The organism is Pandoraea anhela, assembly GCF_902459655.1.
GTDB lineage: Bacteria > Pseudomonadota > Gammaproteobacteria > Burkholderiales > Burkholderiaceae > Pandoraea > Pandoraea anhela.
The window spans coordinates 136,284-149,468 of sequence record NZ_CABPSB010000006.1 but is presented as its reverse complement, the minus strand read 5'-3'; the positions used below and the strand labels follow the sequence as shown (position 1 = coordinate 149,468).

Genomic DNA, 13,185 nt, shown 5'->3' with positions numbered 1-13,185 from the left:
CAGCCCATAACTCTGAAGGGCCGACTTTTCGCCCGCACACTCCGTTCCGTCATCAACGCAGAGCCACGTGGCTCCATGCAGATGGCGCGTAGCGATCACGCTTTGGTCGATTCAGAACGGAGTTCATCATGGTCTTTGCAGATCAAAATACGTCGTCGCTGGCACGCGGTGTTGACACCACGATTTTTGCCAGCAAAAACCTGGTCAAGCCGCAAACGGTTCGCAAGAGCTACTGTATCCATGGCGCGTACCTAGGCGTCGTACCCACCAAGCTTGCCAATGGCCGCTTGTTGTGGCCTGACGTGATCGTGACCATGCGTGATGGTGCGATCGCCGCGAATGACGCTTCCTTCGACGGCAAAGGCGGTACCGCATGAACGGCGCGCTTACCTATCCGAATGTTATTCCTTGCCTGCCAGGCCAGCAGCGTACGGGGTTGTCGCGCAGTTCGGTGTACGCCTGCATGAACCCCTCTGAGCCCACGTATGACAGAAGTTTTCCCTTGCCCGCCGCTGTTTCCGCAAAGGGCAGTTCCGTGAGCAACCTGTGGATTGGGGCTGAGGTAGATCCGTGGATTGCCAATCGTCCTCGCACCCGCGCGATTGTTGGTCTGAAGGGAGACCAGGAATGAATGTTCGTACTCGAAAAATCTTGTCGCCTCATGATCGACTCGCGCTTATCAACCTGGAATCGCTTTCTCTGACGAAACGATGCGTGCGTGAGGACAAGGGCTGTGTATTCACAATCGGCGTGGTTGCACATTCCTTGGGCGTTGACGAAGCTCAGGTTCGAGCCTTCACTGACAAGCGAAGCGCGGATTACGATCCCGAGTTCCCTACCCCGCGTGGTGGTTCTTTCAAATATCGCGGCAAGGTTCATCACTTCTGGTTCGCGCGAGATCTATTGGATTACTGCCAGTCGCTCATGAACGGCCTTAGCGAGGTGCAGACCAAGCCCAATTTCGATGTGCGCTGCTGGTCTGAAAAGGGGGCGCGGTCATGATTGGCAAAATGCACAGCGATAAGAAAAGAGTAATCGTGTTCGATGAGCAGGCGGCATTGGCCGCGCTCGCGCACGTGAAAAGTGCTGATGACGAAAAGCGTGCGGCATTCCCACCGTGCGTCAACTTCGTCCAGAAGGCCCGTGAGAAGGAGGTCTCGTGGGACAAGATCGCTAAAGCGATATTCGAGCACGGGGGTCCGAAGCTCACGGGCATCGAGGTCAGTAGATTTTTTCAGGAGGATGGCCGGGTGGATCCGTCGTCGCGTGCAATACGCAAGGCCAAAAAACGCAAACCGGACAGCCTTGTGCAAGCAGCTCTTGCAACGTTCTCCGCGCAGCCACCGCAGAAGCCGCAGGGAGGTGGCGCATGAGCGACAATATCGACTTCAATGTGCCGCTTTTGCTCGCACCCGAACCTGTTGCCGGGCATTGTGATAAACCGCCGTTCCCCGATTTTGACCCCGAAGACGAAACCTATCCTTGGGAAGCCTTGCCGCAGACCATGAGAGGTGCCGTTATCGAAATTTGCAAGAATGACGGACTGGCGGTGCCCATCGCGGCACAGGCAGTGTTGTCTGCCATTTCGGTGGCATGCCAAGACCTGATTTGGATGAATCGCGGCATAGCGAACGACCACAAATCCGTTTGTTCGCTTTTCCTCCTGACCGTGGCGGATACGGGGGCGCGCAAGTCCCGCGCGGACCAACTGGTTGTCAAACCGATTGAGGCATACGACCTTATCAGGCGCTCGGTGTTCGAGGCGGAGACGACTGCCTACGAACTCGACCGGGCCGCATCGCAACGAAAAATCCGTGAACTGGAAAAGGCCGAAGGGCAACTGCTTCGCAAATCCAAAACGCTGTCCATAAGTGAAGACGCAGAGACAAAGAGACTCGCGAAGAAGGCGGGCGACAAGGCAGAGGAGGTGACGCGGGAGCTTGCCGAACTCAACCGGGAAGTAATCCAACGCCGTCCGCCGCGATTGCAGCGGGTCTTGTATTCGAAAATTCCGATACGCCAGCTTGAACAGAGCCTAGCGCAGAATTGGCCGGCTGCCGGACTGTTTTCGGACGAAGCCGCCGGGATTCTCAATTCGAAAGGCGAATCCGACATGGCGAGCCTAGATCGCCTGTGGGATGGCGGCTCGATTGATGTCGTCGGCCGCACGAAACAGGAAAGCTTTTTGGTCCATGACCCGCGGCTAACCCTATCGCTCATGGTGCAGCCAATCGTATTTGACCGCTTCGTGGAGCAAAAAGGGGAGCTCGCAAAAGGCATCGGGTTGATGTCCAGAGTGCTTTTATCGAGGCCGGATACGCCCTATGGAACGCGCATTTTTAAAAGGCCAGAAGACCGTTCGACTGTGTGGATCGACCGCTTTAATAAGCGGGTTCAGGCGCTTCTTTCGCACTCCCACGCGAGCATCGAAGAGCGGGCGGAAAACAGAGAGACGTTGTACTTCGAGCCCGATGCTCAAAAATTCTGGGAGGAGACGTACAACGGTATTGAAGTTGCTATGGCAACGAAAGGGAAATTTGAAAATGAGCGAGAGTTTGCCAATCGTTTCGCTGAGCACGTCGCAAGATTGTCAGCACTCTTTCACTTTTTCGAATCTGGTGATATGGACAACCCGGCTGGCGCTGGCTTGGCAATTCCGAAGTCAACGGTCGAAGCAGCCTTCAAGGTAGCGGAATGGTATCTCAATGAATTCAGGCGGGTGTTCAACCAGGAAACCCGGATGCGCGAGATGGCCGGGTACGTGCTAACGAAGTTCAGGGACATGCTGGAGAGCGTAAATGGTGGCCCTCTGGAGGATCTGCCTGGCGATGTCAGGATGGTTTGTGACGTGCCCGTGCAAGATCTGCGCGCCAATTGTTCGCGATATGGACTGAAGAAGATCGAGAATTTCAGGCCGGTGCTGGACTGGCTTCACGCTAGGGGAAATGTGCTCGTCCGGGAGGCCGAATCCCGCGCGACAAGCAGGGCGTCTGCCCCGCCGAAGAGGAAGCCAGAGTCGGTCGAAATCAGGTACCGCGTGGGCGGCGACAAGTACGAGTTCTTTTTCGATCTAGATAACCGTTGGCTGCGTTCCCGCTCCCGGTAGCGGATTGAAGATCATTTTTTTAAATCAGAACGCACGAAAACATCGCCTTTTTCGCCTTTCCGGGGTAAGAAAGGCGATTTTCTATGCCATGCGGCCTCGAATTTTTCGGGAGCGCCCCGTCACGGCATTGCACTCGACTATCTGTCGGGCCACCTGCATGGGTGCGGAACGGACGGCTTTCTTCAGGCGCTTGCTCATGCATCACACTGTTTGAAGGCCAAGAGTTGCCTCGAAAGTTGCTCAGGAAATGCCTTGACTGTTGCTGCTCGCGACGAAAATTATCCGACCTGGAAGTTGGTGTGCATGGCGGTATTGATGCTGCGCGGTGCGACACAGCTCCCTTCTTTTTTGCACTCGACTTGTTGCATATTTGGCGGAGTGGAAAATCAGACTGAATCGCTTTGTTTATCGGTGATGCGAATGTTGTCCATGCAAAGAGTATTGCTCGTGCATCCATGTCGCCGTTCATCTGAAATTGCAGTGCCTATGTAATAGGGTTTTAAAAGGAAATAGCTTTTAAAAGAAATTCCGCAGACTAAAAAATATATTCGATACACCGTCTGCAAGCAGCATTCATCAACAGCAAAAATCTTTACAAGAAAAGACCATCCATCAAGAGAAAAGTTAATTAATGATGTTACATGCGACATCGAGTATCATTAATTCGGAAAAAACTAAATCAATAATTTTCTACCATATGGCTTGATCAGTTGATGTAACTACCAACGAGGTCAACCATGTCTGATAGAACGAAAAAATATTGGCTCGATAGAGACGATGATTCCAATACCCAGAGACGCAAGAAGCAACGCTTCGATAGATGCAGAATCAGGAACTTGAATTTTGAGTTGGAGATGCTTGATCGCCGTAAGAGCTATCAGATCCTATTCATCACGCTGGTTGTCAAGAAATATCTTCGCGACGATGTAAACTTCGAAACGATGCAGATACTTCGTCGTAAATTGTTTCAGCGTATCAAGGATGCAACTCGTGGAATCCTCTATGACATTCACGGCCTGATATGGCGACAGGAGAGTGGTGGTAACGGCGATGAGAATCATCACCTACATCTGGTCGTTTTCGTCTCAGCTAGTCGTCGTGACCACGTCACGGCTTGCGATGAGCTAGGGGAGTATTGGATAGCGCTTACTCGTGGCTGGGGCGACTACGACAACGGTAATCGTTATGCGCATTCCTACAAGCACAAATGGGGCGTAGCAGTGGGCTATCTACACCGGGACGACGAGGAAAAGCGCGAATCGTTGCGTAAGGTCATCGGTCTGTACATGAGCAAGGTCACGCAGGCTCCTGTAGATCGAGACGAGGACGACAAGTTGAGTGGCAGACGGAGATTCGGTGCTGACTGAGGGGAGTCTGTGACCCTGAATGGGTTGTCCTGCCCGATGTAGTTGTCGACGCATTCGGGCAGTAGTGCAACCTGCTTGCGGTCATCACCTTCAGCGAATCGCTTGATGTGTAGAGGTCGGGGCTCGATCTGACGGTGACTGTCAGATCAGGTCCCACGCAACCGAGGCAAGGGACGGTATCCGACCCTAAGCGGAAATCTGAAGTTGGGAGGAGCGGGCACTCGCGTATTGCCTGTAGGCCAGGAATGATGCCGCCCTACGCCTGCGCGGTGATTTGGCAGGTCATCTTCATTTCAGCGCACAGTGCGCTTGCAATATCGATGTCGAAGCCGTTCAGTTGGCCAGATGCGTCCTTGAACGATCCCGGAGGATGCTTTCGTTCGGTTGGTGTTTGGTAGAATTCTCGGTCCAATTGTGGCGCAACCGTCAACGTGAAATCATGAGCAGAACCGTTTTTTGGTCGTGGCAGAGCGACCTTCCCGCCGCAACTACCAAAGACTTCATCAAGGATGCGCTCGCTCAGGCCATAGAAAAGGTTGCCGAGGAGCTTCAGCTAGAGGTGGCGGACCGTCTCGAGTTAGACCATGACACCAAGGGCGAAGCAGGACTGGTTGAAATCGTGGCCACGATTTTCCGGAAGATAGACGACTGTCAAATATTTGTTGCCGATGTCACTCCGGTTGCCGAGGTCAAGAAAGATACGGCGACGAAGAAGATTCCAAATCCCAATGTCATGATTGAGCTGGGCTATGCCATCCGTGAAGTAGGCCCGCAGCGCGTTATCACCGTTGCTAACCTAGCGTTTGGCGGCAAACCAGAGGAACTGCCGTTCGACTTGCGGCACAGGCGTGGTGCTATCACCTATCACCTCGACAGTAAAAAGAACCCTGCTATCGAAAAGATTCGAAATGGTCTTGTTGGACAGCTTGTTGCAGCGCTTAGGACGAATTTGGCAGCGCCGAGAGAAGACCAGTTGATTCGCAATCCAATGCCGTCGCTGTCGGTTGAGCTAGCCGACGATATCCCGAACGTCTTTGTCGTTCGGCAAGATGTACAACTGACCGATGTGCCGTCGCTAGCTGACGTCATGGTGAAGACACCGTTGAGAACAAAGGCTCAACAGGATGAGCCCGAGTCGCCGTTTGAAATGCTTCGTTCGGGGCCGTTTATTCCGTTCGGGGGGCCGCGCGTTAAGCGATTTAGAGAATGGACAGAGGAGGAACTCGAGGGATACAACATGCGCGTGAAATGGTACTACAACAGCTATGAGAAGTACCTCGATAAGCTCAAGGAGCACAGGTTGCTTCTACAGCGCACCGTGCATATCCAGCTTGCTGTTGTAAACCGAGGAACACGGCCTGCAACAGATGTGTGGGCAGGAGTTACATTCCCGGACGGTGTTCTGGTCTACGAAGACGATGATTTACCCAAGGGCCCAGAACTACCGGAACCTCCGCCTCTGGCGCCCCATGGATTCATAAGCTCGACGACAGTACACTCCCCGCAGCTCGATAGTTCGTATTTGAGGGAAGGGCCACGGATCGGCGACGACCATAAAGCCATCGCTTTCCGAGTGGGAAAGATTCAACATGGGTTTCGGAAGATTTTCAAATCGTTCACGATTGTGATGAGCACCCAGGCGGATATCCATTCGTTCGAGGTTGGCTATCGAGTCGGAGCAGATGAACTGCCACGGCAAACAACTGGCAATTTGTACTTCGAAGTGCAACAAGCCGAGTAGGCCCCGTCGCCTCACACTTCAAGATATACAGGAAGAGCGGACTGCCGCCGACATGAAGCCTAGCTGATTAGTGCGCTCTTGGCCGACTCCAGCCGGTATTGCCCCCACGGGAATCCGCGAAGAACCAAAAAAAATGCCGCCCATACTGGCGCGGCACGTTGTTCTGGTTCAGCCGGTCTGATCAAGGTGCCGACGGCTGCTGACCGGGGACAATGTTGTCCGGGATGTTGAGCGCGGCGTGAACGTGATCGTTGCCACGGTGGCTGAGCAAATCGCCCATCGTCTGGTTCCAGTTTCGGTCAAGACGCGAGGTGCTGCCGTCCTGCTTCGCCAGCTCGACGCCCGACCACGCGGGCACGACGTCATCGTCACGCACGTACCACTGGAACACTTCGCTCACCCCGGTTACGCCGCCGTATGTTTTGTCGATCTGCGCGAGCGTATCCTTTTCCTGCTGCTCGAAACGAGCGCGCTCCTGCTGCACTCCGGTCTGGTTGCTCCTGGCATCGTCTAGTTCCCGCTGCGCCCGCTCGACGGCGGACTGAGCCGCGTCCATTTCGCTTGCGCGATTGACGAGCCCCCGTTTTAGCGCTTCCGGCGTATCTGCCGGCGGCGTGCCGTTGGCCTGCAACCGCGCGAGTTGGCTCTGCGTGTCGGCAAGCTGTTTCTCTAGAGCCTCGGGATTCTGGATGCTCCCGGCGGTCTGATCCAGACCGTTGTAATAACCCTGGAAATCGTGCTGCGTATCGCTGATCTTCTGCTGACGGAATGCAGCAAGCAGCGCCGCGCCGTTCTTCAGATCACAGCGGTATTCCACGACCGTGCGGTTTGTGTCGTCCTTGAACGTGTGCCAGCTATCCTTCTCGCATGAGGCCCGATTCGAGAGAGCCGTCTCGTAGGTATGGGTCGAGTCTTGCGGAACGGTTGCAGCCTTGACCGTGTAGATTTCGGAATGGCCGCAGCCGGCCAGTGCCGCGCTCAGGAACGCCGCCGAAGCAAGCGTGGTGAAATTCGTTTTCATCGGTAACAAAGTAGGTGGGGAGCGACGCACATAGCGCGATGAAATCGCGCTCGCCAGATAAAGAAAGCGCAGCCGGCCGGAACATCCCGCCGCTGCGCTTGGAAAGATGCCGCCGCACCCGGTTGGAACATTGGGGCACGAGTAGCCGGATGCTTACCGCGACAATCCGATCGCCACGTACTTCGTGTCGGTATCGAACGTGAGCGGATCGTCAGTGCCCGTCGTGCTGTTGATCGTGATGTAGGCGTACCGTGCGGCACGCGTCGGATCGGTGTACTTGTAGACCTTCGCATGCTCGATCGAATGGTTTGCCGGGTCGGGAGCGCCCGCAGCAGTGAGCGCCTGCACGATGCTGACCGGAGCGTCCGTCTGACCGTCATTGCCCGTGAACGTGGCGATACCGTTGCCGGCGAACGTCGTCGTCCCGGACTGCGTGCAGTCCTCGTATTCGTCGAAGGTCTTGCCGTTCAGCTCGCTCAGATCGGTCACCTCCACCATATCGTTCGATATGTAGACGTACTGTCCCGGCTGACTGGCCGACACAGATCCGACGCCGTTGGCAGTGCACAGTTCGCCGACGCGGTTGCCAAGAACGCTTACGATGGCCGTGAACTTGCCGGGAATCGCGAACGCACTGACATTGCCGCTCGCATCGAGATTCGCTTTGGCAACGTACAGGCCGCGATTCGGATCGGCGATAGCGATACCGAACGTGTTGTCGAGATTGAGCGAGGTGCCCATCGGAGTCGCCGTGATGCCTGGAGTCGTATAGGCAATCGCCGAGTAAGGCGTCTTCGTCATCGCCGTGCCAGCCTGCGTGTGCGTGACTGCATCGGCTTGCGTCAGACCCGCGGCATCGAGCGCCGCCGCATACTGGTCGAGTAGTGCGTCATTGGCATCGCCCACGCTGAATTGAGAATTCAGCGGATTGAAGCCGCTCGCAATTGCCAGCTTACCGGGCAAGGTTGCGATCGCAGTCTGGACCTTCGTGAGCGCGCTCGCCAGGTTGTCGGCCGTAATCGCGCTTGACAGGGCGCTCGACGTAGCGCCATCGAGTGCCGACGCGTTTCCATTACCCAGCACGCCGACGATCAGATCCGTGAGTGGCGTGACGTTGGTCGTGCCGGGGGCGGCCGCGACCGAGTGCAGCGCCGACGCAAGGGCGACACCGTTCGCCTGGCCGCCGGCGACCTGCGCGACACACGGGTAGTCCGCCGACTTCAGCGTAACGGAATAGGTGCCATCGAATGCGGTCGTGGCCGACGCCGTTGCACCCGAAACGCATTTGAGCGACACGGAGCCGCCGACGATCGGCGCGCCAATCGCAGCGGTGCCGCTCGTGGTGACAGTCGGGGTCGTGTCGCCCGCGCTATTCGTACCCGAATTGCTGCCGCCCCCGCCACAGGCGGCGAGCGCCGCACACAGGGATGCGCCAAGCGCGAATCCAGCGATTCTCTCGTTGATCTTGTTTTTGTTCACTTTGTGGTTCCTTTCCGGATGGCTGATGAAGATAGGTGGCAGGAAATATAACGGCATTCAACTTTAAAAGTTTAATATCACCTCGTAAGGTCCTTAAGTTTTTAAGGGTGTAGCCCAACCATTCAGGTTGAATGGAGAGGGTATGAATCAAGTCGATCTGGATCAGCTCGCCGTAGTGATAGGGCGGGCGATTGCGAAACATCGTGTGGCAAGCGGCTTCACGCAGGAGCAGGTGGCCGAGGCGCTGGGTATCGGAAACGAGGCTGTCTCACGCATGGAGCGCGGACTGGTGATGCCAACCGTCGCGAGGCTAGTGGAACTGGCAGAACTGTTCGAGTGCAACGCCGCTGACCTGCTGACAGAAGCAAGTAGCCGCACCAGCGACCAGGCCAAGCACGTCGGGCAGTTGCTCTCGAAGCTTGGGAACAGTGACCGGACGATGGTGGTGGAGATTGTCGAGCGGCTGACTGGGCGGCTCGCGAAGCGCTAATGCCGATTAGTAGTCGTCGGGCAGCAGAATCGTCGTTACCGAGCGGTCGGCCTCCGTAATGATCCAGACCTTCCGGCCATCCGGCAGGTCGTAGCTTGATAGCAGGCGTTTGCCCGTTAGCAGCGCCAGTTCGTTCGCAGTCTGGTCTTCGGCCGGAAGGTTGCCCCAATCGCCATGAATATGGCGGGCGAGCAGTAAGATTGCCGGTATGCCTACCGCTTCGAGTACTCCTTCGGCTGCTGGCGTGATGGCGGGACGGCCCATCGGAAAGCGAGGCCCATTCGCGTAGCGACTCATGCGCGAAGCTCCTTCCCGTAGCTGGCGGAAGGCCAGACCGGATAGCGACGAGTCGCGGGCCGCTCCTCACGTGCGGCGCCGTCGGACACGAGGTCATCAAGATGTTCGATGGTCGTGTTCGAGCGATCCCACTCGGTGATAACCAGAATTCGACTTTGGTCAGGCAGACGGTAGAGCGAGATCAGGCGCAGGCCAGCCGAGATTGACAGATCGTTCTGCTCGTGGTCCTCGTCGGACACCGTGCCCCAGTCGCCTGCAACATGCCTGAGTAAAACACTGACGACGGGGATGCCGTTCGCACGGAGTGCCGTGAGCACGTCCGGCGCGACGAGCAGGCGTCCCGGACGGAAAAGCGGTTTGAGTCGGGTAGGCTGATTCATGACGAATTCTCCAGAAGACGGACGAGCACAGGCCTCCGGATCGACCGGATAGCGTGTCGCTGAAAGTGAGAAAAAAGTAAGCCGGGCGCAGGACGCGTTCGGTGACGGGAGCTACCGCGCCTCGGAGGTGAGCGCGTTCGGGTAGTGCTTCGCGAGGATGCGGTTCATCTGGTCAACCAGATCGGTGCGGCTGAACGTCAGATGCTCGTTACCGTTCCTGTACTAGCGCAGATGGAAATAGCGGTTCGCGGCTTCGGTCTTCTATGCCGTTACGTCGGGTTCGGTGAGCTGGCGACGCAGGGCGACCGCCTTCGCCTGGGAGCAACCCAGATGACGGCGGATATCAGCGACGGTCGGTCGGACGATCCCGGCTGCAACGTCGCGATCGAGTTGCGCCAGGTGCACGTCCGTGGATTCGGAGGTCGATGATGACAATCGCCGATCGTTTCGCTGGACGCGACTGTTCCTCATGCCGCTGCGACGGGGTGAGGCAGTTTTGCGACTAACGGCCGCATCGGTGTGACTTACCGTGACCGGCGCGACGACTGGATCGGGCGGGGGCGTCCCGTTTGCGACTGCCGCGACCGTCGGCACAGTTGTGTCGGCAGAACCCGTTACCGTCGCGACTTCTGTTACGACGGGCAACGACGATGGCCGCAGTGCCAGCGCCCACAGCAGGCAGGCGACGCCCTCCAGTACTGCTGCGAAGAGCGACCCGGACAGCAGGTCGATGCCTGCGACGGGTATGCCGAGTAACGCAGCGAGTCGCGACGTGACCGGATCGGCGCGTACCGCGTCGCGACGGGCTGTGGTCCGGTCGTCGTCGGCTTGCTGGCGTCGAATGTCGTCCGCTTCGGCGTTCAACGCCTCCACCCTGGCCGCGAGCGTCGTGCGACGGGCTTCCAGCGTCGCGCAGTTCCCAACGCAGTAATGGGCATGAGCCGTGGCGAGTTGTGCCGTCGCATTCGCCCGTTCCGACATGACTGTCGTGAGACTACGACTGGATACCGGAACGGGAGGTGCGGGGACAGCCGACACCCGCAGTTCCCCCGCATGCTGCTGGGCAGTCACGAAGAAAACCGCATGGCCGATGCACGCGGTGATCAGGGATGCTCCCCATAGCACGCTACCTATGCTGCGGATGAGGAACGACGATTCCCGAAGTAGTGCCGGTAACAGGTGCGCGCTCGTGACGAGCACCAGGCCGATCGCCACCCAGGCGACTCGCTCCGGCAGTGATCCGCCACGCTGCCAGCCGGCCAGAACGGACAGGCTGAGCGCGGTTGCCGTCGCTACAACCCCCAGGGCGAGCGCAGTGCGACGCGTCATGCTGCCTTGCCGCCGAGCTGCGCGGCCCTGCGTTCCATCTTGTCGCGCAGCGTTGACGGCGGCGGCCCGCTTGCCGCTGCGGGGGATGCGGGGGCTTCGTGCGGCGCGTCGCCCGGCGTTTCCTGTGGGTAGAACTCGTCCACGGCTGCGCCGCCATCCTCGATACTCTCCTCGAATGCGCCGTTACTGAGCCCGGCGTGCGCGGCGGTATCGAGTGCCTGTTGGTCGAAGCCAGCGGCCTTGCGCCGGGCGTCGAGTTCGCGCGCTTCGGTAATTGCCGCTTCGAGCCTGCTACCCGTGCGCACGCCGAGGTCGACGTAGTAGATCGCGGAGCGGTAGCTTTGAGTCGTACTTTTCCCCCTCAACTTAAGTTCGAGCGGCAGGCAGGCGAGCAGGTTGCGCGAGACTGCGGAAAAGTAGTGCAGCCGTGCCGCTAATGTGCGGATCGAGTTGAAGCTCGTGGTCCTGAACACGAAAGACCCGAGTTCGTCTTCCTCGCCAATCAGCACATTGAGCCGCCCGTAGGGCTTGCAAGCTCCGGCCTGACCGAACACACAGGCATCTGGCGACGGGCACGGCAATTCTTCGATACCTGAATCACCGGCACGACGGCAGGTTTCCCCATTGCCGACGCACACTGGTCGTCCCGTGTCGCGGTCGAAACACGAATACTCAGCACGTAGGTTCAGATCGGGATCGTTGAACAGGAAGCGCACGGGGATGGCGCGCAGCTTGCCCGTATTAGCCTTGCGCAGGGTTTCGTTGAGTGGGTGCAGAAGCCAGCCCTCCCGGCTCCAGACTTGGGTCGTCAAAGTGAACTGATCGTCCTTCTCCGGCAGACGCTTGCCGTTCTTCTCGACAACACGGCCGATGGAGATTCTTCCGACAACTGGTGGGGTGATAGCAAGGCCCTTCAGCATGACAATGCTCCTGTAGATGTAGTAGAAGTAATGGAACGGTAGGTCAGGTCGATACGAGAAACCGGCGGGAACCCGGTTTCGTGGTTGCGTATTGCGTCGCGAACTGAGGGTGATCGGCAAGCAGCCGTTTGAGATCGACGCCGGAGCTATCCTTGCTGCGCTTGAACGACACGGAACCCGTGTCGAACTGGGCGCGGTCCGCTTCGCCCATGCTTTGCATGATGGTCTGTTTCAACCTGGCTTCAAGCGTCTGGCGGGTCTCGATCTCGGCACGCACGGCGATCAGATCCGCGAACGTCGACGACAGGCGACGGTCATCCGTGAAATCGACCGTGCCGCCTGCGCCTGGATAAAGACAGCGCAGCGCACGATCCGCCGATTCCGATCCATCGGCGGGCGGCGGCGTATCGGTTTCCACATACCGCCAGAAGGCGGCTTCGAGTTCGACCAGCCGTGCGATCAATGCGTCGTCGCGCTCGATGCGGTGCACATCGAGCTTCTGGCCGCACAGCAATACCGCAACATCGGCCGCCTGCTTGCCTGTGACCATGAGCTGGTGCTGAGTCTGAATTTGCACGTATTCGGGAACGCCATCGCGCCACAAGCGTGCGCCGAATTCTCCAGCGGTCTTGCATTCGAGCAGTTGCACGTCGCGATTTCCGACGACTTCACGATCTACATTGGCGAGCATCCAGGGTAATGACGGATGCTGTAGAACGGCGTTGACGCGCCGCACACGGTTGCCGGTTTGCTTCGTATAAGACGCCGCGACAATCGGCTCCAGTAATGTTCCCCAGTAGACCGGCTCGGTCGTGTCGTCCGGATCGGGTTTCGGCAGGTTTGCGTCGCGCCCAGTCTTTACAAGCCACAATTCGAGAGCACTTTGGTAGGGGGAGAGACCCACGGCTGCCGCCGCATCCGATCCACCGATCCCGGATTTTCTCGCCTCCAGCCAATCTTCGCGCGACATGTTCTTCGTCTCCACAAGCCGCAATGGTGAACGGCTGCGATGATGTCCCACGGGCTCAAGCGAAGCCATTTCAACCTCCACAAAT

16 protein-coding genes and 1 pseudogene are annotated in these 13,185 nt (G+C 57.8%); 8 read left to right on the top strand and 9 right to left on the bottom strand.

Features of this window, described 5'->3' with window-relative positions; genetic code table 11:
- Positions 1–128 precede the first annotated feature (128 nt).
- From PAN31108_RS10915 to PAN31108_RS10890, 6 genes are all read left to right on the top strand, one after another.
- Entirely contained in the window at positions 129–377 is a 249-nt protein-coding gene (locus PAN31108_RS10915) for a hypothetical protein (RefSeq protein WP_150668884.1), read from the top strand.
- The gene (locus PAN31108_RS27155) at positions 374–631 is read left to right on the top strand and encodes an AlpA family phage regulatory protein (protein ID WP_150668883.1); all 258 of its coding nucleotides are present in this window, start codon (positions 374–376) and stop codon (positions 629–631) included. The genes PAN31108_RS10915 and PAN31108_RS27155 overlap by 4 nt, the downstream gene beginning before the upstream one ends.
- Positions 628–1,002 (top strand): hypothetical protein, encoded by a 375-nt coding sequence (locus tag PAN31108_RS10905; protein WP_150668882.1) that lies wholly within the window; start codon positions 628–630, stop codon positions 1,000–1,002. Before PAN31108_RS27155 ends, PAN31108_RS10905 begins: the two co-directional genes overlap by 4 nt.
- Positions 999–1,373, top strand: a complete 375-nt coding sequence (locus PAN31108_RS10900) for a hypothetical protein (RefSeq protein WP_150668881.1) — start codon at positions 999–1,001, stop codon at positions 1,371–1,373. Before PAN31108_RS10905 ends, PAN31108_RS10900 begins: the two co-directional genes overlap by 4 nt.
- Complete coding sequence (locus tag PAN31108_RS10895) at positions 1,370–3,106, top strand: YfjI family protein (RefSeq protein WP_150668880.1); 1,737 nt, start codon at positions 1,370–1,372, stop codon at positions 3,104–3,106. Before PAN31108_RS10900 ends, PAN31108_RS10895 begins: the two co-directional genes overlap by 4 nt.
- Positions 3,107–3,843: 737 nt before the next feature.
- Positions 3,844–4,473, top strand: a complete 630-nt coding sequence (locus PAN31108_RS10890; protein WP_150668879.1) for a hypothetical protein — start codon at positions 3,844–3,846, stop codon at positions 4,471–4,473.
- A gap of 256 nt (positions 4,474–4,729) precedes the next feature.
- On the opposite strand, the gene PAN31108_RS10885 is transcribed toward PAN31108_RS10890, so the two are convergent.
- Positions 4,730–4,885 carry a transporter substrate-binding domain-containing protein gene (locus tag PAN31108_RS10885; protein ID WP_167626992.1) on the bottom strand — a complete coding sequence of 52 codons (156 nt, stop codon included), beginning with the start codon at positions 4,883–4,885 and terminating at the stop codon, positions 4,730–4,732.
- Between the two features lie 27 nt (positions 4,886–4,912).
- Here PAN31108_RS10885 and PAN31108_RS10880 point away from each other — a divergent pair, with 27 nt between their 5' ends.
- Positions 4,913–6,214, top strand: a complete 1,302-nt coding sequence (locus PAN31108_RS10880; RefSeq protein ID WP_174994929.1) for a hypothetical protein — start codon at positions 4,913–4,915, stop codon at positions 6,212–6,214.
- Between the two features lie 181 nt (positions 6,215–6,395).
- On the opposite strand, the gene PAN31108_RS10875 is transcribed toward PAN31108_RS10880, so the two are convergent.
- Both PAN31108_RS10875 and PAN31108_RS10870 read right to left on the bottom strand, forming a co-directional pair.
- Entirely contained in the window at positions 6,396–7,265 is an 870-nt protein-coding gene (locus PAN31108_RS10875) for an HlyD family secretion protein (protein WP_246183888.1), read from the bottom strand.
- Between the two features lie 123 nt (positions 7,266–7,388).
- Complete coding sequence (locus PAN31108_RS10870) at positions 7,389–8,714, bottom strand: hypothetical protein (protein WP_150668877.1); 1,326 nt, start codon at positions 8,712–8,714, stop codon at positions 7,389–7,391.
- Between the two features lie 142 nt (positions 8,715–8,856).
- Here PAN31108_RS10870 and PAN31108_RS10865 point away from each other — a divergent pair, with 142 nt between their 5' ends.
- Positions 8,857–9,204, top strand: coding sequence for a helix-turn-helix domain-containing protein (locus tag PAN31108_RS10865; protein ID WP_150668876.1), 348 nt, complete (start codon positions 8,857–8,859; stop codon positions 9,202–9,204).
- 6 nt (positions 9,205–9,210) lie between these two features.
- Here PAN31108_RS10865 and PAN31108_RS10860 read toward each other — a convergent pair whose 3' ends face one another.
- From PAN31108_RS10860 to PAN31108_RS10835, 6 genes and pseudogenes are all read right to left on the bottom strand, one after another.
- Positions 9,211–9,501, bottom strand: coding sequence for a hypothetical protein (locus PAN31108_RS10860; RefSeq protein ID WP_150668875.1), 291 nt, complete (start codon positions 9,499–9,501; stop codon positions 9,211–9,213).
- Positions 9,498–9,881: a hypothetical protein gene (locus tag PAN31108_RS10855; protein ID WP_150668874.1), complete on the bottom strand. Its 384-nt coding sequence runs from the start codon at positions 9,879–9,881 to the stop codon at positions 9,498–9,500. Before PAN31108_RS10855 ends, PAN31108_RS10860 begins: the two co-directional genes overlap by 4 nt.
- 111 nt (positions 9,882–9,992) lie before the next feature.
- Positions 9,993–10,142: pseudogene (locus PAN31108_RS10850) on the bottom strand (DUF4942 domain-containing protein); the annotation flags it as partial.
- A complete protein-coding gene (locus tag PAN31108_RS10845) occupies positions 10,143–11,210 on the bottom strand; it encodes a hypothetical protein (protein WP_150668873.1) in 1,068 nt (355 codons plus the stop codon).
- Complete coding sequence (locus tag PAN31108_RS10840; protein WP_150668872.1) at positions 11,207–12,130, bottom strand: recombination directionality factor; 924 nt, start codon at positions 12,128–12,130, stop codon at positions 11,207–11,209. Before PAN31108_RS10840 ends, PAN31108_RS10845 begins: the two co-directional genes overlap by 4 nt.
- 43 nt (positions 12,131–12,173) lie before the next feature.
- Positions 12,174–13,169, bottom strand: coding sequence for a YqaJ viral recombinase family nuclease (locus PAN31108_RS10835; protein ID WP_150669007.1), 996 nt, complete (start codon positions 13,167–13,169; stop codon positions 12,174–12,176).
- Positions 13,170–13,185 lie beyond the last annotated feature (16 nt).

What these genes read in the sequence shown, in the direction of transcription:
- PAN31108_RS10880 (WP_174994929.1), top strand. Translation starts at nt 4,913, where the DNA reads ATGAGCAGAACCGTTTTTTGGTCGTGGCAGAGCGACCTTCCCGCCGCA.
- PAN31108_RS10855 (WP_150668874.1), bottom strand. Translation starts at nt 9,881, where the DNA reads ATGAATCAGCCTACCCGACTCAAACCGCTTTTCCGTCCGGGACGCCTG.
- PAN31108_RS10840 (WP_150668872.1), bottom strand. Translation starts at nt 12,130, where the DNA reads ATGCTGAAGGGCCTTGCTATCACCCCACCAGTTGTCGGAAGAATCTCC.
- PAN31108_RS10905 (WP_150668882.1), top strand. Translation starts at nt 628, where the DNA reads ATGAATGTTCGTACTCGAAAAATCTTGTCGCCTCATGATCGACTCGCG.
- PAN31108_RS10890 (WP_150668879.1), top strand. Translation starts at nt 3,844, where the DNA reads ATGTCTGATAGAACGAAAAAATATTGGCTCGATAGAGACGATGATTCC.
- PAN31108_RS10835 (WP_150669007.1), bottom strand. Translation starts at nt 13,169, where the DNA reads ATGGCTTCGCTTGAGCCCGTGGGACATCATCGCAGCCGTTCACCATTG.
- PAN31108_RS10860 (WP_150668875.1), bottom strand. Translation starts at nt 9,501, where the DNA reads ATGAGTCGCTACGCGAATGGGCCTCGCTTTCCGATGGGCCGTCCCGCC.
- PAN31108_RS10915 (WP_150668884.1), top strand. Translation starts at nt 129, where the DNA reads ATGGTCTTTGCAGATCAAAATACGTCGTCGCTGGCACGCGGTGTTGAC.
- PAN31108_RS10900 (WP_150668881.1), top strand. Translation starts at nt 999, where the DNA reads ATGATTGGCAAAATGCACAGCGATAAGAAAAGAGTAATCGTGTTCGAT.
- PAN31108_RS10845 (WP_150668873.1), bottom strand. Translation starts at nt 11,210, where the DNA reads ATGACGCGTCGCACTGCGCTCGCCCTGGGGGTTGTAGCGACGGCAACC.
- PAN31108_RS10895 (WP_150668880.1), top strand. Translation starts at nt 1,370, where the DNA reads ATGAGCGACAATATCGACTTCAATGTGCCGCTTTTGCTCGCACCCGAA.
- PAN31108_RS27155 (WP_150668883.1), top strand. Translation starts at nt 374, where the DNA reads ATGAACGGCGCGCTTACCTATCCGAATGTTATTCCTTGCCTGCCAGGC.
- PAN31108_RS10865 (WP_150668876.1), top strand. Translation starts at nt 8,857, where the DNA reads ATGAATCAAGTCGATCTGGATCAGCTCGCCGTAGTGATAGGGCGGGCG.